Genomic DNA, 18750 nt, shown 5'->3' with positions numbered 1-18750 from the left:
AGAAACTATATGGGTTGGCCGATAGCGGTTTTTCGGTTTGTATAAAAGTTATTTTTGGGGTGTTAGGCGTCTATATCAGCCTGTCTTGCTCAGATGCGGATGCCCAAAGATTCGAGTGTTTAGCATGGGAATGGTCACAGTCGCCATTTTTTGAAATTTTAATGAACATAAATGTTTCAAAGTTATATCTCATAAGCTCAATCACAGCAATTTTCTACAGTTTGCTTGAACGAAATATTGCGATCCCTATATTTATAAACGTTTCCCTGTCAATCCTGATGTTTTTTTATTCTCTGGGCCCTGCAAGGCGATTTTGGGTGATCATAGGCTGAATGGCTTTTTCGCCCGGATACTGGCGGTGCATCCGGTTATAAATATTAATTCCGCCATCGTACCAGGTTTTTTGTGATTGCCTGGGTTTTGGTTTATCCCTTTTTGCCAAGATTCAGATTTGGCAGGGCGGGCCAACGAACATTGATGATACGTAAATCTTAAGGGTTATCGAATGACGATGGTTAAAAGTGGATTTGATGATATTGCTGGGAGCCAAAAACGCTGGCTAATCACCGGCGTAGCGGGCTTCATAGGCTCCAACCTCCTCGAACACCTTCTTAAGCTCAACCAAAAAATAACAGGCCTGGACAACTTCGCCACCGGCCACCAGCACAACTTGTATGAAGTCCAGTCTTTGGTAACCCGGGAACAATGGGCCAATTTCACCTTCATAGAAGGCGATATCTGCAACCCGGAAGATTGCGCCAAAGCCTGCGAGGGCGTGGATTACGTTCTGCACCAAGCCGCCCTGGGCTCGGTACCGCGTTCTATAAATGACCCGGTTACCACCAACGCCGCCAACATCACCGGCTTTCTCAACATGCTGGTCGCTGCTCGGGATGCCGGGGTGAAGAGCTTCACCTACGCCGCCAGCAGCTCCACCTATGGCGACCACCCGGCTTTGCCAAAGGTGGAGGAGAATATCGGCAAACCGCTGTCTCCCTATGCCGTTACCAAGTACGTAAACGAACTTTATGCGGATGTGTTTGCCAGGACCTACGGCTTCAAAACCATTGGTTTGCGTTACTTTAACGTGTTCGGCAAGCGGCAGGACCCGAACGGTGCCTATGCCGCCGTAATCCCGAAATGGACTGCGGCTATGGTGCGCGGTGAAGATGTGTTCATCAACGGCGATGGCGAAACCAGCCGGGATTTTTGTTTTGTGGAGAATGCCTTGCAGGCCAACCTGCTTGCGGCCACGGCGGATGATTCTGCCAAGAACGAGGTTTACAACGTGGCGGTGGGGGATCGCTCTACGTTAAATGATTTGTTCGCGGCGCTGAAGATTACGCTGGCGGAAAATGGTGTGGTGTATGAGAAAGAGCCGGTTTACCGTGATTTTCGACCGGGGGATGTCCGGCATTCCCAGGCGGATATTGGGAAGGCGGCGTGTAAGTTGGGGTATGCGCCGGAGTATCGGATTGGAGAGGGGATAGCACGGGCTATGCTTGGTATTTGCAGAATTGAGTGTAAGACTGCATTAATTTTTTCTGCTTTATCGGGACATAGTTCACACTACGCTTGTACACCTTTAGAACTCTTTAAGCCGAGAAACAATTATGAGCTTGAAATATCGGCCAGAAGTGGATGGTCTTCGCTGTGTTGCTGTAATGCTGGTTATTCTCCATCACCTGAATTTGCCGGGTTTTAGTGGCGGCTTTGTTGGGGTAGATGTGTTCTTCGTGATCTCAGGTTACTTGATCACGGGGATCATTCTGGCGGAAGTGAAAACAGGCAATTTCACCTTTGGTAGTTTCTACAAACGCCGGGTTATCCGCCTTGCTCCGGCCTACTTTACGGTGCTTCTGGTAACGGCTGTTTTTGCCTGGCTATTGATGCTGCCTGCAGAGCTGGAGAATTTCTCCGTTAGTGCACTGTATTCCACCTTCTTCGGTGCTAATTTTTATATGTGGGATGCCGTAGGTGGGTATTTTGGAGCGGGAGCAGATACTACACCACTGCTGCATTTATGGTCTCTAGCTGTAGAAGAACAGTTCTATGTGGTTTGGCCGGTGACTTTGTTGTTGCTGTACAAACTTCTCGGGGGAGGGCGATATCTGTTTGCCGCAGTGGTGGTTGCATTGATACTAGGTTTGGCGGTGTCTGAGTATGGTGCAGTTCATTATCGAGCGGCGGCATATTATTTGATGCCAACTCGCGCCTTTGAGCTTCTTATTGGTACAGCGTTGGCATTCGTGCCGCTTTCATTGCTTGATCTGGTGCCCCGGTTAGCGCGTGTTGTGTTTGGTCTGCTTGGGCTTGGGCTGGTCATTTATGGGAACGTATTTTTTACAGAAGCTACCTGGTTTCCGGGGTTGAATGCTTTGTTCCCGTGTGTTGGAACTGCATTGCTGATTGCTTTTGCTCGTTTTGATGACCCGTTGCTCGGCAGACTGCTGGCCAGTAGAGTGGCTGTAGGAATTGGTAAAATTTCATACCCTGCTTACCTATGGCACTGGCCGATTATTGTGTTTCTGAACCTCCAACTGGTGGAACTGACACCATTAGTTTGTATCGCAGTGATTATCGGAACGCTTATGCTTGCGGCCCTGACGTATCAGTTTATTGAAAAGCCAGTGAGGGAGTTCCGTCGGGTTAGCTGGCCAAAGGTGGTGGGGATGGGGTTTGCTCTACCAGCAGTGTTGTTTAGTTCTGCGGCGTTGTCTGCCATTCATTGGCAGGGTATTCCTGAGCGGTTTGATGAAGAACTCAATCGAAAATCTGCTGCGGTACTTACCTATGCTGATGCGGTGCGTGGGCGATGTAATGAAGGGCCCGTAAAGTCACCGCTTGGGCCTGACGAGTGTGTTCTGGGAGCTGAGAAAACTGCGGTGGATATTCTCCTGGTGGGAGATTCACACGCCAACCATTTCAGCGGAATGGTCTCTGTGCTGGCTGGTGATGCAGGGCTACGAGGATACGACGTAACGCAGAGTAATACGGCATTTCTGATTGGCGTTGAGCGGTTCTATCGCCAAGGTGATCAAGTAGTGAGACAGGGTGATTTCAGAGCGAGAAATGTCGTTATTGAGCAGGAGCTGTTGCCTAACCGTTACGATTATGTGGTCTTGGGCGGTTCGTTTTTGGGCCACTACAGCGGCGGTTTGTTCAGTGTAGACCTGACAGCCCCCGAAACACCGACGCCGGCGGTTTTTCGGGAAGCGATGGTTCGCACAATTACGGAGATTATCAGGCATGGTTCTATACCGGTTTTGATTAAGGGTAACCCCGTCTTTAGTTTTGATGTTTCCAACTGCACTTTGAATAACCTTCGGTTTGGCCTGGACAAAAACTGCAATTTGGCACGAGAAGATTTTGATGAGAGGTTCCGTGAGTGGAGTCAGTTTGTTGGCGAGTTGTCGGAACAGTTTGACCCTTTAGTGGTGATTGATCCGGCACAGGTAATGTGTGATAAACACCGGTGTTATTCTGAATTGGACGGTGTGCCGCTCTATAAGGATAGTGGGCACCTGAACTACGAGGGGTCGAAGCTTACTGGGAAACTGTATGTCGAGCAGTTTGGAAATCCATTTACTTCTGTACTTAAAGGCGATTCCGACCAATAAGTAGGTGTTGAGAGTAAAGCGTGACTTAGGGGTGAAGTGGAAAGCTCTGTTAATTATAGGTTTTTACGGATATTACCTTTAGAAGTATCTGCTTGCGTGGCGGATCTTTCGAGGGAAGAACTCGCTCTCCTCATAGATATAATCTGTAGAAATTTTGAACGAAATGGACTTAAGCATGAAAAAAATTGCTGTTATCGGCCTCGGCTACGTAGGTCTCCCTCTCGCCGTAGCCTTCGGCGAAAAACGCCCGATTGTAGGCTTTGACATCAACGCTAAGCGCATTGCCGAGCTGAAGCAGGGTGAGGATTTTACCCGCGAAGTATCCGCCGAAGAACTGGCCGCAGCCTCCCAGCTGTCGTTCACCGATTCCCTGGGTGACATCGCAGACTGCACGGTGTTTATCGTTACCGTGCCCACGCCCATAGATGACTTCAAAACACCGGATCTCACGCCGCTGGTAAAGGCCAGTGAGAGTGTGGGCAAGGTGCTGAAAGCTGGTGATATCGTGATTTACGAATCCACGGTTTATCCCGGTGCCACCGAAGAGGTGTGTGTGCCGGTGCTGGAGCGGGTGTCTGGTCTGAAGTTCAACCAGGATTTCTACGCCGGTTACAGCCCCGAGCGGATCAATCCGGGGGATAAGGAACACCGGGTGACCACGATTATGAAGGTCACCTCCGGCTCTACCCCCTCCATTGCCGAGGAAGTGGACGCCCTGTACGCGGATATCATTACCGCCGGTACCCACAAGGCCAGTTCCATCAAGGTGGCGGAAGCGGCAAAGGTGATCGAGAATACCCAGCGAGATTTAAATATTGCCTTGATAAACGAACTGGCGATGATCTTTGCCCGATTGGGGATTGATACCCACGAAGTGCTGGCTGCGGCTGGCACCAAGTGGAACTTCTTGCCGTTCAGGCCTGGGCTGGTAGGTGGCCATTGCATAGGGGTAGACCCGTACTACCTGACCCATAAAGCCCAAGCCATTGGCTATCACCCGGAAATTATCCTCGCTGGTCGAAGGGTGAACGATGGCATGGGGTCTTATGTGGCCGCTGAACTGGTTAAAGCCATGATCAAAGCGGGTCACACCATAGCCAAGGCGCGAGTGCTGGTAATGGGCTTCGCTTTCAAGGAAAACTGCCCGGACTTGCGGAATACCCGTGTAATTGATGTGGTGAAAGAGCTACAGGATTTTGGTTGTCAGGTGGACGTCACTGACTGCTGGGCCGACAGCGCCGACGCAGAAAACGAATACGGCATTAGTTTGACAGAGCAGCCAGGGCAGGGTGACTACGACGGTGTGATTGTGGCGGTTCCACACAATGAATATGCCGCGTTGAGTGCGGGTGATCTGCGCGGCTATCTGAATGAGAACGGGGTGCTTTTTGACCTCAAAGGTGTGTTGCCTTTGGGTGAGGCGGATTTGCGTTTATAAATCACAGCCCGGAAGTCTGGGCCAGATAAAGTAAGTGCCCAATTACACTCCAGTAGGTAAGGCGAACACGCGTTGGCAGACCATTCCAGAGTAATACTGTTTGTAGTTAATGCCCCTGAGTTTTTTCTGTCGCATCGGTTGCCGATAGCCGTTGCTGCTCAAGCGGCGGGGTACGAGGTGCATGTTGCCTCGGCTCCAGGGGATAGCGTCGAGACCATTCGGGCGAAAGGCTTTACTCATCACTTAATTGGTTTTGCGCGAAGTGGCCAGAACCCGTGGGTGGAACTCAGAACTTTGGTGAGTTTGGTGCGGCTCTTTCAAAGAGTTCGGCCAGATCTTGTTCACCTTATAACCATCAAGCCGGTGCTTTATGGGGGTATAGCGGCGCGGTTGGTTTCGGTACCTGGCGTTGTTTCAGCGGTTTCGGGGCTTGGTACGGTGTTTTTGGCGCAGTCCACGGTCGCAAAGCTTCGCCGTTGGTTCATCGCCAAATTATACACGGCAGCTTTCAAGCAGAGGCGGTTGGCCGTTATCTTTCAGAATCCGGATGACCGCGATACGTTGATCTTGTTGGGTGCTCTGCAGGTTGGTGGTACTCGTATGATACGTGGTTCCGGCGTTTCGCTGGATGATTATCCCTGTGTGCCTGAGCCTGAAGCGGATAAGCCGATGGTGGTGATGGCTGCTCGCCTGTTGCGAGATAAAGGCGTATTTGAGTTCATTGAAGCGGCCAGACTCTTGCGAGATCGCGGTGTAAAGGCCCAGATGAGGTTGATTGGTTCTGCTGACCCCGGAAATCTTACAAGCGTAACTGAGGCGGAGCTTGATCAGTGGCGTAAGGAGGGTGTGGTCGAACTAATGGGGTTCCGTTCTGATATTGCAGAGCAATATGCTGCTGCGAATATCGTTTGCCTTCCTTCTTATCGCGAGGGGCTGCCAAAGAGTCTTGTGGAGGCGGCTGTTTGTGGGCGGGCTGTGGTAACGACGGATGTGCCGGGTTGCCGCGATGCGATCACGTCTGGTGAAACGGGGCTGCTGATTCCCGTTAAGGACTCAGTTGCCTTGGCGGACGCGATTCAAAAGCTGATTGAGGATTCCTGTCTTCGAAGACGTATGGGTGAAGCCGGTCGCGATTTGGCGGAAGAAGCGTTCTCTATTGAAAAGATTGTCGCCCAGCACTTGAAAATCTATGACGAGGTTTCCGTTAATGGTTAACTATGGATGGTTGAGTTTGTGAAGGTTCTGGTAACAGGTGCTACAGGGTTTGTTGGAAAGAGTCTTGCTGTCCAAATGGATCGTTTGGATGATTTTACGTTAGCGTGTGCGGTTCGCCGATCCGGCACGTGTGACATTGGTGACGAGTTTGTTGTTGGTGAGCTGGAGGCGAGTACGGATTGGTCTGCAGCGCTAAGTGGGCAGAATGTGGTGGTTCACGCAGCGGCCCGCGCCCACATTATGCGGGATGGGGCCGAAAATCCACTGGGCGAATACCGAAAGGTTAATGTGAATGGCACGCTCAATCTCGCCCGCCAGGCAGCCGAAGCGGGCGTTCGTAGGTTTGTATTTGTCAGTTCTATCAAGGTGAATGGCGAGCAAACCGCTGAGGGCCGGCCTTTCAACGCTGACCAGACGCCTGCTCCGGAGGATGCCTACGGCATCTCGAAGCTGGAGGCAGAACAGGCGTTGAAGGCTTTGGCAAAGAAAACCGGCATGGAGGTGGTTATTATCCGCCCGCCGCTGGTATATGGCCCTAGTGTGAAGGGTAACTTTGCCACCATGATCAAGCTGGTTGACAAAGGCTTGCCTCTGCCCCTTGGGGCAATCCATAACAAGCGCTCTTTGGTGGCTCTGGGTAATTTGGTGGATCTGATTATCACCTGTATTGATCACCCCGTCGCCGCCAACCAGGTGTTTCTTGCTGGAGATGGCAAGGATCTTTCAACGCCTGAGTTACTACGTGGAATCGGTAAAGCGATGGGGAAACCTGCCCGCTTGATTCCCGTTCCACCTGGATTGCTGATGTTTGGTGCAGGCTTACTGGGTAAAAGGGCCGTTGCGCAACGCGTGCTGGGCTCTTTGCAGGTAGATATTTCGAAAGCCCGTCATTTATTGGGCTGGGAGCCGCCCATTTCAGTTGAAGAAGGCTGCGCCGCTGTTTTGACTCGGAGAATGCATGTTGATTCGTTTTTTTGATTTTTCTTTTCCCTGCTTGGGTTGGTGTTCGGGTTTCCGGTTTTGTTGATTCTCTGGGTGGTGGGCTACTTTGATACCGGCTCGCCGCTCTTCCGGCAACAGCGGGTGGGGCGCAACAAAAAGCCGTTTACTTTGGTGAAATTCCGTACCATGAAGAAAGGCACCGCCTCGGTTGCCAGCCATCTGGCCAGTGCGGATGCGATCACGCCGTTCGGTCGCTTTCTCCGGCGAACCAAGTTGGATGAGTTGCCGCAGCTTTGGAATGTACTCAAAGGGGAAATGAGTTTGGTAGGGCCGCGCCCTTGTTTGTTTAATCAGGAAGAGCTGATTGCGGAACGTGAACAGCGTGGTGCATTGGAGGCCCGGCCGGGTATCACTGGTTTGGCGCAGGTAAACGATATTGATATGTCGACGCCGAAACTGTTGGCAGAAACGGATGCAAAGATGCTGGCTAGCCTGAATATCTCGGCTTACTTTAAATACATCTTCATGACAGTTTTCGGTAAGGGTTCAGGTGATAGAGTACCTGGCAAGGATTGATTTTACCCCCCTCTCCTCAACCCCTCTCCCGCGGGGGGAGAGGGGCTTACTGATTTTTAGGGATTGAAAACATGGTTAAGAGCTTTCTGGGGCTACCTCGCCTGCAAAAGCGTCTCGTTTCTGTTTCAGTGGATGCGGTGGTTCTTTCCTTCGCCCTTTGGGCGTCTTTTGCACTGCGCCTGGACCAGAGCCTCTGGTTACCCAACCAGGGGCAGTTGATTGTCTCTGCTCTCACGGTTGTTTTCACCTTGGGCGTGTTTGTGCGCCTCGGTCTTTACCGCGCTGTTGTGCGTTACATGAGTGATCGGGCTTTCCTGTCCATAATCATAGGTGTCGGCACGTCCGCTTTGTTATTGATCATTCTGGGCTACAGCCTCCAGGTTCAGGTTCCACGTTCCGTTCCGGTAATTTACGCAGCACTTGCGTTCATTTTCGTGGGCGGCAGTCGAATGAGTGTGCGCATGCTGGTGCACCACACATCTAACCGGGGCAAGGAGTGGGTGGCGATTGTGGGCGCGGGTGAAACCGGGGCTCAGCTTGCCAAGGCTTTGCAGCAGGGTACTGAGTACCACCCCGTGGTGTTTATTGGTTTGTTGCCCGCTAACCACAAGGCCCTTATTGCCGGGGTGCCAGTACTTGCTTTGAGCCATATTGAGGAAGCGGTTCGTGTGCATCGTGTAAAACGGCTGCTGCTCGCGCTTGATACTGACAAGCAGGTAGATCGCCGGCAGCTTCTTAAGCGGTTAGAGGCGCTGAAACTGCCGGTTCAAACGGTTCCTTCCATGTCGGAGTTGGTTGCAGGGCAGGCGCGGATTAACGATATCCGCGATCTGGAAATCGAAGACCTGTTAGGCCGGGACCCAGTGCGGCCGGATAACGCCCAGGTTGCGGCTAGTTTGTATAACAAGGTGGTGATGGTAACGGGTGCCGGTGGGTCTATTGGTTCTGAGCTTTGCCGGCAGATCATTAATCATCGCCCCCGGGCCCTGGTTTTGTTTGAGCAATCTGAATATTCCCTATACGCCATTGAGCGTGAGTTGCAGGCCATTAACCGGGTTGACGGGCTTGGTGTTGAGATTCACCCCCTTCTTGGCAGTGTGGTTCATCGCCGCCGTTGTGAGATGGTGATGCGCAGCTTTGGTGTTCAAACGGTTTATCACGCCGCCGCTTATAAGCACGTGCCGCTGGTTGAGCACAATGTGATTGAGGGTGTTCAAAACAATGCGTTTGGCACGCTGCACGCGGCGGAAGCGGCTATTACGGCGGGCGTGGAGCGGTTTGTTCTGATCTCTACCGATAAAGCCGTTCGCCCCACCAATGTTATGGGTGCCAGCAAGCGTATGGCAGAGTTGGTGCTGCAGGGCCTTGCGCAGCGGCAAAGCAAAACGATTTTCTCGATGGTTCGTTTTGGCAATGTACTGGGCTCGTCTGGCTCGGTTGTGCCTTTGTTCCGTGATCAGATTCGCGATGGCGGGCCGGTTACCGTTACGCACCAGGATATCATTCGCTATTTCATGACCATTCCTGAGGCCAGCCAGTTGGTGTTGCAGGCCGGAAGTATGGGCCGCGGTGGCGAGGTGTTTGTGTTGGATATGGGTGAGCCGGTGAAGATTGCGGATTTGGCTCGCAAGATGATTCATTTGATGGGGCTTGTGGAAAAAACGCCGGATCAGCCAGAAGGCGACATTGAGGTGGTCTTCACGGGATTGCGGCCAGGTGAAAAGTTGTTTGAGGAGCTGTTGATTGGTGATAACCCCCAGGGCACCTCTCATCCGCGTATTATGATGGCCCGGGAAGTTTTGATGCCCTGGGAGGATTTGGAGCTTGTATTAAACAAGCTTTTGCGGGCTAGCCAGGAGTTTGATTGCTGCCAGATTGTTGAAACCCTGAAAAACGCGCCAACGGGGTTTACGCCGAATGGTAATGTGGCCGATCTTGTATGGTGCAATGGGGGGCATGATGTGACGGTTGCCCATGAAAACACCGGGAAGGTACATCGCCTTCCGGTTTAATGAGAGCATTGCAGATGCTTACCCCTCTCCCCCGGCCCCTCTCCCGCAAGGGGTGAGGGGAGCTACACATCCGAGGCCTGAGAGTGTGCAATTAATCCAGCCCCCCCCTCAGCCAGAGGCCAAGGCAGTAAAAGCCCCTCGCCCCTAGCGGGAGAGGGGTTGGGGAGAGGGGGCATCACTCACCGCCGCCGTTGAAAGTAAACACTCAAATTCTGCCCCATCAAGCTCTGCACTTCACTCCCCAGAACTTCCGCCTGAATCTGCGTTTGCACGGGCTTGGTTGCCAAGCTATGGCCATCCTCATCACGGGCTTTAATTAGCTTCCACTCCACCTCATTACTCACCATCGCCATCAGGTCTTTAAGTTGGGCCTTATCCTGTGGCCGAAACCAGCGATCACGGCAGCCGCCCAGGCTATAGAAATCATCCTCATGGGCGAGTTCTTGCCAGGTGGCATCTTGCCGGTTGGTTAGCACCATTTTACGAAGTTGGCGCAAGGTAGGGCGGGTTGGCTGTAGGCCGTGTTCTGCAATCAATTTCCGCATCTGGCGGTCGCCTGTTGTTTGTTCAGCTATGGCCGTATGCAGATGCACAATGGCGCCAGAACCGGCTGCGCTGTTCACCAGGGCAGCTAAAGAAAGTTCGATCATGGCTGGCGAGGGGAGGCGGCCGACTTCTACCCAGTTTACTTGATGGCCATCTGCCACAAACTGCTGGGCGATAGACCAGGGCCAGAACACAATGTTGTTGATCTCGGATTCCGCGGCCATGCGTGTGGCTTTGGCGATGTTGGCCAGGGATTCATCCACGGCGATGACTTCCACATCTGCCAGGTAGCGGGCGAGTTCCATGGCTCGCTGGCCGGATTGGGCGCCACATACGATAACGCGTAAGGTGTCTGGTAGTTTGTCTGTGGCCAATCCAAGCTCTGTCGCCATCAGGGTTTTCAGGCTGCTTTCGGTGCGATAGGCCAGTTTCGACCAAGCTGGCCAGGCTTGCGGCACGTCTGTTTTGTCCAGGCACAGTTCTTCTGCTTTTTCATCAAAGCACTGTTTGATGCCTTCTTCTTCTGCTCGGTGATAATAGCTGGCGGCAAGTACCGGCTGAAGCGACAGCGGCCAGTCCACCAGGTTCCACTGCCCTAGCTGTACGGCAAAATCCTGATGAAATAGGGCGCCGTACATGGTGCTGATCATCAGTGAGCCGGTTAAGGCGTCTTGGGATTCACCCATTACCAGTTGTGCTTTCAGGCTGTCGTTAACGGCTTCCACGACGCGCTCTTCGTCATCCTCTGCGGTTAATGCATAGCCTGTGCGGTCTGCGTATTCTGCAATGGCGAGTGTGAGTTGCTGAAGTTCATCGCGCAGCTCTACCGTTTTGGCCACTTCTGCCAGAATGGCTCGGCGCAGCATGGCTACAAGTTCTTCCACGGCTGGGTCTGGCATCAGGGTTTTTTTCAACGCCAGGATCAGCAGCTCATCTTCGCTGGCGGCATCGAGAAAAATTTCGGCCTGTGGGTTATCCAAATCGTATTGCTGACGGATAATGGCCGCCACAAATCGCCCGATTTCCTGGTGGGGCAAGCCTTCGTGTTTTAGCAGGGCAATAGCATCGAGAGCCAGGTTACTATCTGCTTTGTGTACGGCGAGATGTTGCGCACAGGTGAGCATGCCGCTGTATACCGAATCCCATTCCGCGCCGGCTTCGAGCAGCTTACGGTAGTGCAGGTAGGCTACATCAAACTGCCCTTGCAACCGCTTGGCGTGGGCCACACCGCAAAAAGCGGCGGCGGATTGCCGGTCGCAGTCCAGTGCCTGCAGGAAGTGCTGCTCGGCCAATGCGGGGCGCTCGGTTTTCAAAGCCCAGTAGCCCAGGTTGGCGTATTGCTGTGTTTGGCCAGGCTGCATGTCCAGGCTTGCGCTGAACAGGATGTGGCTTTTTCAAGCTGTCCGTCGTCCATCTCCACGCGCCCTAACAATCCCAGGGCAGAGGCGCTGTGTGGTTCAAGCGCAATCACCTCTTCCAGATACCCACGGCATTCCTGCCGCGCCTGCAGGCGCTGAATATGGCTAAGCGCACCGCTGTTGGATTCGCCGTACGCAAGGTTGGCTTGCAGAAGCAGGCGAGCCGCCTGTGCCTGTTGGGTATGGAATTCCTGAGTATGATGTTTGGCTTGCATGGGATACCTCATTTACCTGCCGCTGCGCTAAAAAGTTGCGGCAAAGGCCTGCAGTTTTTTGGTGGTTTGCTGTGCTTTAAGTGGGGTGTTGCGAAAGATGTGCCAGATTAGAGGTGTTCGCCAAAATCCATGGATTTGTGCAGTAGGCGCAGGATTACGATTTTTCTTGTCTGATTTTCGGTAACTGTTTTAAAGAAAAGGATGTGCTTTGCCCTATGTCCCTGTCTTTGGATGTGCATGCTTTGAGTACCAGCGATCAATTCCGAGCGATCCTGCGCTAGAGGATGGCTCGGGCCCGATTCAGACAGTTCCTGAATACTATGGCCGATTAGCTGACTGTAGCCTTTGGCCTGGCGCTGCCCGAAGTTTTTAAAGGTATGTCGAATGATATCGTCGAAATCATTGGCTGCTTGTTGAGAGAATTCCACCGTCCATAGTGGGAGCATAAAAGTCTAGTCCTTGCGGGTGAGTTCAGAGGCCCTGCTGGAGAGGTAGTTGGTGATCTCCTCACCAACGCCTAGGCTGATCGTGCGGCCTTCCTCGGCATCCTGTAGGCCCTCTGCCACTGCTTCTCGTAAAGCCATGAGCTTTTGCTGGTGCTGGAGCTCCTTTTCTTCAACCAAGCGAAGTCCTTCCCGAAGAACCTCACTGGCATTCTGATAGCGGCCGACTTTAACAAGAGTGCCTACTAAGTGTTCCTGATGATCCGTTAAAACTATATTTCTAGTTGCCATGTTGAAGCTTCCGATTCAGTGATTGGCATATACTGCCATTCCCTGGGGGGCTTGCCAAGTTTCACATGGCTAGGAAAGCCAAAGGTCTACACAAATGTCGTTTTTATATACATGTTAAATATAGGGATGTGTGATGTATTTTGAGAGAGATGCCTCAGGAGAGAGGCCCGGCGAGAGGTGAGGTTATATGAGAAAAACATCTAAAACAGACTGGAAGCGGTTGGCTGAAATGGACGATGAGGCGATTGATACAAGCGATATTGCCGAGCTAGATGATGATTTTTTTCAGAAGGCCGAGTTCTGGGTGCCCTAATTTCCATTGCCAATGGCTTGAGTTAGGCTCAGGATCATCATGGCACACAGTGCGAGAACGACATGTCTAATCTGGACATGCAGCGTGACGTTTTTGAAGCACGCATTTGGCGGCCTGATTTATTTGACCACTACAGAAGGCTTCATGACAAAAAGCAGTAACAACCTATACCAAATCAAAGTATCACTCACCGGCGCGCAGCCACCCATCTGGCGGCGCTTATTGATTGAGCCAGGCACAACCTTTCAGGATCTTCACCGGATTATTCAGGTGGCGATGAGTTGGCAGGCTTCGCATCTGCATTTGTTCCAGGCTGAGGATGGCAGATTGGTAGGCGACCTGGCCGAAGATTTTGACGGCATGATGAATTTTGTGGATGAATCCACAGTGCCGGTTTCCAGTTTGCTGGCCTGGGAAGGGCAAGCGCTGAAGTATGAATACGATTTCGGCGATTCCTGGGAGCATGAGATCACGCTTGAGAAAATACTGCCGGCTAATTCCTCCGAACCCGTGCCCCAGTGCATAAAGGCCGTGCGGCAGTGCCCGCCGGAGGATATCGGGGGTTTGCCGGGGTTCTATAACTTTTTAGAAATTATGGAGGATATGGCGCACCCAGACCATATTGCGGTACGGGAGTGGCTGGGCGGTGAGTGGTTTGATCCGGAGTTTGTGGATCTTGGCGAGATTAATGAAGACCTTCTCGAGCGCCATGCCCTGTTTGCTGAAAGCGCTTTCGATGCGCCGCTACCAGCCAGCGACCTCTGTGGCCTGAGCCCGAACCAGGTGCACGAATTATTGCAGAACCCTCTGAATTGCCCTTCTGTATTCAAACCTCTTTTCAATGCAGAAGCCGTGAGCCAGGCACTTGATACCGCGCCGGTTATTCGCATGGCCAAGGTGTTGATCGACGCCATGGGCGACAAAGGCATTCGCCTGACCAGCAAGGGCAATTTACCTTTGCGGCAGGTTCAAGCCATGATTCAGGCGGGCGGGGAAGAGATAGTTTTTCCCATGGCCAGATTTGGCAAAGCGCGTTCAGAGGAAAACGTTCTGGCCGTCCACCTTTCCCGTGTGCTGCTGGAAGTTGCTGGGTTTACCAAAAAGCAGAAAGGCTACCTGCTACTGAAAAAGACCGCCGCAACCCGCCTGGCAAAAAAAGGCTGGCTGACTTTTTATCGAGACATGTTTTCTACAGCACTGTCTCAGTTTAACTGGGCCTGGATGGATTTCAGCGAGGGCCTGGACGATGTGCAATACATTGGCCCGTTCTGTTTCTGGCTGCTTTCTGAAAAGGGTGGCCAGTGGCAGCCGGTACAGGAATACCTTACGGACATGCTTAAAGCCTTTCCACGATTACCTTTTGCTGCTTATCCCGTGCCTTATGCGAGCGAGGAAGACCAAGTGAGATGGGTGCTGAGTTCCAGAATGCTGATCCTTTACCGGATATTTGGGCTTATAGAGTTGAACCCGGAACAGACCCGGTTTCGCCAGGAAGATAAACAGATGATGCGGCGGACGGCGTTGTTTGAGGGGATGTTTGTTCGGGTGTGATGTTTTTTTGAGGGGCTTTGTGAGTTTGGTGTGGCTAAAAAAACAACCGGGCGCTTGGCCCGGTTGTTTATGGTTCTGTGCTTCTTTTAACCCTGTAGTAACTGCAGAACCTGCTGTGGCCTCGCATTTGCCTGGGCCAGTACCGAGAGACCAGCTTGCTGGAGTACCTGGGTACGGGCAAGCTCGGCGGATTCTGCGGCGAAGTCGGCATCGCGGATTCGGCTGTTGGCGGCTGATAAGTTTTCTGCGGTTGTGGCTAGATTTGCGATGGTGGACTCGAAGCGGTTTTGAACTGCACCGAGTTCGGCGCGGAAACCGTTGATTTGGTCAATTGCGAAATCAATCGCGATCATGGCCTGATCGGCGCCTTTGGACGTCGAGATATCTGTATCATTTAATGAGATCGTGTTGGCGGCGGCCGTATAAGGCTGGGTGAAGCCGATGTCATCTGCTGCGTCACCGTCAAGATCTGCAGCTATTGAGACATCGAAATTTTCACCGAGCGCTGATGAGAAGATAATTTCTTTGTTGGTCTTGTCCAGGTTGGCTTTGACCCCTGTTTCGTTTGATTGAGCATTTACTGCGCCGACCAAATCGTTCAGTGAGCCAGTGTCTTTTGCTGAAAATGCAACGCCATTTATCTGAAAATCAAATGTGGCCGTGTTGCGAGCTTCGAAAAAGGCGTCGAGACCACCGCCTACTACCTTGATGCTTTGCTTGAATGTTTTGGGTGGGGCGCCAGCATCTGTCAGGTCGAAGGACGCACTGACCTCCTCTCCAGATGCATTGGTAAAGGTGAGCGCTCCTGAGTCTGCAGAGACAGAAATATCATCAAGGCTATCGGTGGAAAATTGCGTTTCCAGTGCCGTCGCAAGGCTAGCAAGGTCAGTAAGGTCGCCAGAATTAACGGTAAGGACAGAACCCCCAACAGTAACTGATCCTTCGGTAGTTGCAAAAGCCAGGTCAATGGAGCTTGTGCTAGTGGGGATGGGTTTTGTCTCGGTAACAAAGTTCTCAGTCTGCCCAACCACGGCGCCCAATTGACTCCCGCGAGAATCCAATCCACTAATTCCGATGGTTTCCCCTGTATTGGCTCCCACCTGAAACGTTTGAACTCCAAATGTTCCGTCCAGAACTTTTAGCCCGTTGAAGGATGTCTGGCTGGCAATACGGTTAATTTCCTCAACTCGTTGCTGCACTTCTTGGTTCAGTGCCTGTCGGTCAGAAATGCTATTGGTCGCGTTAGCGGACTGAACCGAAAGCTCACGAATGCGCTGCAGGTTGTTGGTAATCTCATCCATTGCGCCTTCTGCAGTCTGCGCCAGGGAAATGCCGTCGTTAGCATTGCGCTGAGCCTGGTTCAGGCCAGATATCTGGGACTGGAACCGCTCGGAGATGGCGAGACCCGCAGCATCGTCTTTGGCTGAGTTAATGCGTAGGCCGGAAGACAATCGCTCCAGTGCCGTGTTGGCCTGAGTTTGCGAAGCGTTCAAATTACGCTGCGCATTCAGCGATGCAATGTTGGTATTAATGACCTGTGGCATATCTAATCTCCTTACTCAGAGGTGCCGGGTCACATTGCTCATGTAGATTTAGGCAACATACCGGCAAAGAATCGTTAAAGGATCGTTTGGAAAAGGTAAAGCGAAGTGTGTGCCAGCTTTTGGTTTTTTTGTTTAACTGTTTGATTGCCTGATGTTTTTGTTTTGGCGTTTGATTAGCTTGAGAGGTGCCAGCCAGAGTTTTGGCGGGGCAGGCAGGAATTAGATTGCCGCTTTTCTAGGTGTGCGACTCTGTAGCTTCAGAAATTTTGGAGAAAACACTAAAAATAAAAACCAAATAAAACATAACGTTATGTATTTCTGATTATTCTTTTACATTCTTTTACAAAATCCCCCGCTCTTTTTCTAAAGCACCTGATAGCCCTGCCGTTAAGTGAAGTAACAGGGCGGCGCTCCAAATCAAAAAAGAGAACGCCAGACCTTATCCATGAAAGAACGACTTCAGTCGAAGGGGAAGTAATATGGCTCTCGGAATTAACACTAACGTCGCTTCATTGAATGCTCAGAACCAGTTGAGCAAGTCCCAGGGTATGAACGATCAGGCACTGCAGCGTTTGTCTTCAGGTTTGCGCATTAATTCGGCCAAAGACGATGCCGCTGGTTTGGCGATTTCCACCCGGTTCAGTTCGCAGATCTCGGGTTTGAACGTAGCTACTCGAAACGCTAACGACGGCATTTCTTTGGCTCAGACTGCCGAGGGCGCTCTCAATGAGATCACGAACAATCTACAGCGTATTCGGGAGTTATCGGTGCAGTCGGCTAACTCGACTAACAGCACATCAGACCGTCAAGCTCTGAACGATGAGGTAAAGCAGCGAATCGAAGAAATTGATCGGATATCGTCTCAGACTGCCTTTAACGGATTGAAAGTTTTAGACGGTTCCTTTGGTGAAACCGGGTTTCAAGTAGGCGCAAATGCTGGAGAGACTATATCAATTAATTTGGGAACTGATACCAGCACTCGTAGTGCCGATATCGGCAGTAAAGCGACGGTAGGCGCGAGTGACCTCACCGGTGTTTTTGAGGGAACTCCAACGACCCAAGCGCTCGGTGTGCTAACAGAAAGCGCAGGAGGGTCTGGTGATGCAACCTTTACAATTACACTTGCAAGTGCTGCTGCTACAAATGATGTTACCGTGCAGGTTTCTGGTCCGGTAACTGATGCGTCGATGGCTGCTGCATTCGCAGCGGAATTTGGGGCAGATGGGCAAACTGCGAAAGAAGGTTTCACCCTAGATCTTGGAACTGGTAACACGACGATTGAGGCGGCAATCGCAGCTGACGCACTCTCAATCGTTCGTGCAGATGGAAATGATTTTACTTCCACCGAAGCTGTAACTGGAACTACTGCTTATACAACAACTCCAGAATTCGCGGGAGTAGGTGCGGCAACTGGAGGTAGTGCGGCGTTGGCGGGTAGCTTGGCGGATGGTAATTTCACTATTAAAGTTGGGGATCGTGACGCAGTTTCTATTTCTGGAACGTTCGAATCGGCTGATGATTTTGTTAAGGCGGTTAACTCTCAGGCGGCGGGGGTTTTTGCCACTTTTGACGAAGATAACAACTCTTTCAGAATTGCATCAGCTGATGAGATCGTGCTCGGAGGGGATAACGCTGACTTGTTAGCCAAGTTTGATGAGGCTGCTACAGTTTCCGGAAGCTTGGATGACATAAATATTGGCACAGTTGATGGCGCAAACGATGCAATCCTTAGAATTGATTCCGCGCTGACATCTGTCAACAGTCTGAGAGGAGAGCTCGGTGCCATCCAAAACCGCTTCGAGTCCACCATAGCCAACCTGAGCACTTCTGTAGAGAACCTCAGCGCTTCCAACAGCCGTATCCTGGACGCTGACTTCGCGGCAGAAACTGCTAACCTGGCCAAGTCTCAGGTACTGCAGCAGGCAGGCATCTCCGTACTGGCACAGGCTAACGCCCGTCCACAGCAGGTTCTGTCTCTCCTGCAGTAAAAAGCTAGCGGCAACAACCGGAACCTTCGGGTTCCGGCTTTACGCCGTTAAAGCATAGTGAGGTGAGCTATGAATGACGTTAACCTGAATAACCCGGAATTAAGGCTTGTGCGCTCTGGCGCTCAGGTTCCGGCAAAGGCAATGTCGTCATCTCAGGCCGAAGGCAGAAATGCTTCCGAGCTTGCGGCTTCATCAATTGGGCGTGTTTTACCGAATCAATCGACCACTCAAGCTCAGAACGTTTCAAAAGCTGAACAGCTTCAGAAGCGAAATGAGGCGCAGCGAGAGGAATTGGATGAGGCGGTATCACAACTGAACGACTATGTTCAGAATGTCCAGAGGGATCTGCAATTTGAAGTGGATAACGAATCGGGTCAAACCATCGTGAGGGTGGTTGATCAGCAAACCCAAGAGGTTGTCCGGCAGATGCCCGATGAAGTGGCGTTAAGGTTGGCAGAGAAATTGCAGCAGGATGAACCGCTGACGTTGTTTAACATCAAGGTTTAGAAAGTGTAAATAGTTGCCGCTTTTGATTTGATGTTGGCAATGGTTGTTCAGCACCGCTGTTCCCGTGAGGGGGCTGGCGGTGTTTTGGGTTTTGGGTGCCCCTCCTCCCCCGGCCCCTCCCCCGCAAGGGG

General features: G+C 51.8%; 12 protein-coding genes and 3 pseudogenes. 11 read left to right on the top strand and 4 right to left on the bottom strand.

Annotated features, from left to right (window positions below; translation table 11 throughout):
• Positions 1-505 precede the first annotated feature (505 nt).
• The 7 genes and pseudogenes from BCA33_RS12500 to BCA33_RS12470 all read left to right on the top strand — a co-directional run.
• Positions 506-1501 (top strand): annotated as a pseudogene (locus BCA33_RS12500) (SDR family oxidoreductase); the annotation flags it as partial.
• Positions 1502-1613: 112 nt separating this feature from the next.
• Complete coding sequence (locus BCA33_RS12495) at positions 1614-3620, top strand: acyltransferase family protein (RefSeq protein WP_083394739.1); 2007 nt, start codon at positions 1614-1616, stop codon at positions 3618-3620.
• 175 nt (positions 3621-3795) lie between these two features.
• Positions 3796-5058 carry a Vi polysaccharide biosynthesis UDP-N-acetylglucosamine C-6 dehydrogenase TviB gene (gene tviB / locus BCA33_RS12490; RefSeq protein ID WP_071266311.1) on the top strand — a complete coding sequence of 421 codons (1263 nt, stop codon included), beginning with the start codon at positions 3796-3798 and terminating at the stop codon, positions 5056-5058.
• Between the two features lie 72 nt (positions 5059-5130).
• On the top strand, positions 5131-6273 hold the full coding sequence (locus tag BCA33_RS12485; protein WP_071266309.1) for a glycosyltransferase family 4 protein: 1143 nt from the start codon (positions 5131-5133) through the stop codon (positions 6271-6273).
• Between the two features lie 75 nt (positions 6274-6348).
• The gene (locus BCA33_RS12480) at positions 6349-7251 is read left to right on the top strand and encodes a UDP-glucose 4-epimerase family protein (protein WP_368087248.1); all 903 of its coding nucleotides are present in this window, start codon (positions 6349-6351) and stop codon (positions 7249-7251) included.
• A 12-nt stretch (positions 7252-7263) separates the two neighbouring features.
• Entirely contained in the window at positions 7264-7791 is a 528-nt protein-coding gene (locus BCA33_RS12475; RefSeq protein WP_071266307.1) for a sugar transferase, read from the top strand.
• A 71-nt stretch (positions 7792-7862) separates the two neighbouring features.
• The gene (locus BCA33_RS12470) at positions 7863-9803 is read left to right on the top strand and encodes a nucleoside-diphosphate sugar epimerase/dehydratase (protein ID WP_071266305.1); all 1941 of its coding nucleotides are present in this window, start codon (positions 7863-7865) and stop codon (positions 9801-9803) included.
• 179 nt (positions 9804-9982) lie between these two features.
• Here BCA33_RS12470 and BCA33_RS12465 read toward each other — a convergent pair.
• The 3 genes and pseudogenes from BCA33_RS12465 to BCA33_RS12455 all read right to left on the bottom strand — a co-directional run bounded on the left by BCA33_RS12465 (position 9983) and on the right by BCA33_RS12455 (position 12716).
• Positions 9983-11982: pseudogene (locus BCA33_RS12465) on the bottom strand (hypothetical protein).
• A 107-nt stretch (positions 11983-12089) separates the two neighbouring features.
• Complete coding sequence (locus BCA33_RS12460; protein WP_071266303.1) at positions 12090-12428, bottom strand: type II toxin-antitoxin system RelE/ParE family toxin; 339 nt, start codon at positions 12426-12428, stop codon at positions 12090-12092.
• Positions 12429-12434: 6 nt separating this feature from the next.
• Complete coding sequence (locus BCA33_RS12455; protein ID WP_071266301.1) at positions 12435-12716, bottom strand: type II toxin-antitoxin system ParD family antitoxin; 282 nt, start codon at positions 12714-12716, stop codon at positions 12435-12437.
• A 187-nt stretch (positions 12717-12903) separates the two neighbouring features.
• On the opposite strand from BCA33_RS12455, the pseudogene BCA33_RS21855 reads away from it, so the two are divergent.
• Both BCA33_RS21855 and BCA33_RS12445 read left to right on the top strand, forming a co-directional pair.
• Positions 12904-13026, top strand: a pseudogene (locus BCA33_RS21855) (3-oxoacyl-ACP synthase); the annotation flags it as partial.
• Between the two features lie 87 nt (positions 13027-13113).
• Complete coding sequence (locus tag BCA33_RS12445) at positions 13114-14580, top strand: plasmid pRiA4b ORF-3 family protein (protein WP_254774367.1); 1467 nt, start codon at positions 13114-13116, stop codon at positions 14578-14580.
• An 86-nt stretch (positions 14581-14666) separates the two neighbouring features.
• On the opposite strand, the gene BCA33_RS12440 is transcribed toward BCA33_RS12445, so the two are convergent.
• Positions 14667-16124, bottom strand: coding sequence for a flagellin (locus BCA33_RS12440; RefSeq protein WP_071266299.1), 1458 nt, complete (start codon positions 16122-16124; stop codon positions 14667-14669).
• Between the two features lie 479 nt (positions 16125-16603).
• Between BCA33_RS12440 and BCA33_RS12435 the strand changes: the two genes are divergently transcribed.
• Together BCA33_RS12435 and BCA33_RS12430 are read left to right on the top strand one after the other, a co-directional pair.
• The gene (locus BCA33_RS12435; RefSeq protein WP_071266297.1) at positions 16604-18112 is read left to right on the top strand and encodes a flagellin; all 1509 of its coding nucleotides are present in this window, start codon (positions 16604-16606) and stop codon (positions 18110-18112) included.
• Positions 18113-18181: 69 nt separating this feature from the next.
• Positions 18182-18619, top strand: a complete 438-nt coding sequence (locus BCA33_RS12430; protein ID WP_071266295.1) for a flagellar protein FlaG — start codon at positions 18182-18184, stop codon at positions 18617-18619.
• Positions 18620-18750: the final 131 nt, after the last annotated feature.

Origin of the sequence: Marinobacter sp. AC-23 (assembly GCF_001858325.1) — a bacterium.
Classification (GTDB): domain Bacteria; phylum Pseudomonadota; class Gammaproteobacteria; order Pseudomonadales; family Oleiphilaceae; genus Marinobacter.
The sequence above is the reverse complement of the archived record's forward strand: the minus strand, read 5'-3'. Positions and strand labels throughout refer to the sequence as shown.

Excerpts from the sequence above, each read along its gene's own strand:
- BCA33_RS12440 (WP_071266299.1), bottom strand. The coding sequence starts at position 16,124 with ATGCCACAGGTCATTAATACCAACATTGCATCGCTGAATGCGCAGCGT.
- BCA33_RS12470 (WP_071266305.1), top strand. The coding sequence starts at position 7,863 with ATGGTTAAGAGCTTTCTGGGGCTACCTCGCCTGCAAAAGCGTCTCGTT.
- tviB (WP_071266311.1), top strand. The coding sequence starts at position 3,796 with ATGAAAAAAATTGCTGTTATCGGCCTCGGCTACGTAGGTCTCCCTCTC.
- BCA33_RS12430 (WP_071266295.1), top strand. The coding sequence starts at position 18,182 with ATGAATGACGTTAACCTGAATAACCCGGAATTAAGGCTTGTGCGCTCT.
- BCA33_RS12460 (WP_071266303.1), bottom strand. The coding sequence starts at position 12,428 with ATGCTCCCACTATGGACGGTGGAATTCTCTCAACAAGCAGCCAATGAT.
- BCA33_RS12435 (WP_071266297.1), top strand. The coding sequence starts at position 16,604 with ATGGCTCTCGGAATTAACACTAACGTCGCTTCATTGAATGCTCAGAAC.
- BCA33_RS12480 (WP_368087248.1), top strand. The coding sequence starts at position 6,349 with ATGGATCGTTTGGATGATTTTACGTTAGCGTGTGCGGTTCGCCGATCC.
- BCA33_RS12455 (WP_071266301.1), bottom strand. The coding sequence starts at position 12,716 with ATGGCAACTAGAAATATAGTTTTAACGGATCATCAGGAACACTTAGTA.
- BCA33_RS12495 (WP_083394739.1), top strand. The coding sequence starts at position 1,614 with ATGAGCTTGAAATATCGGCCAGAAGTGGATGGTCTTCGCTGTGTTGCT.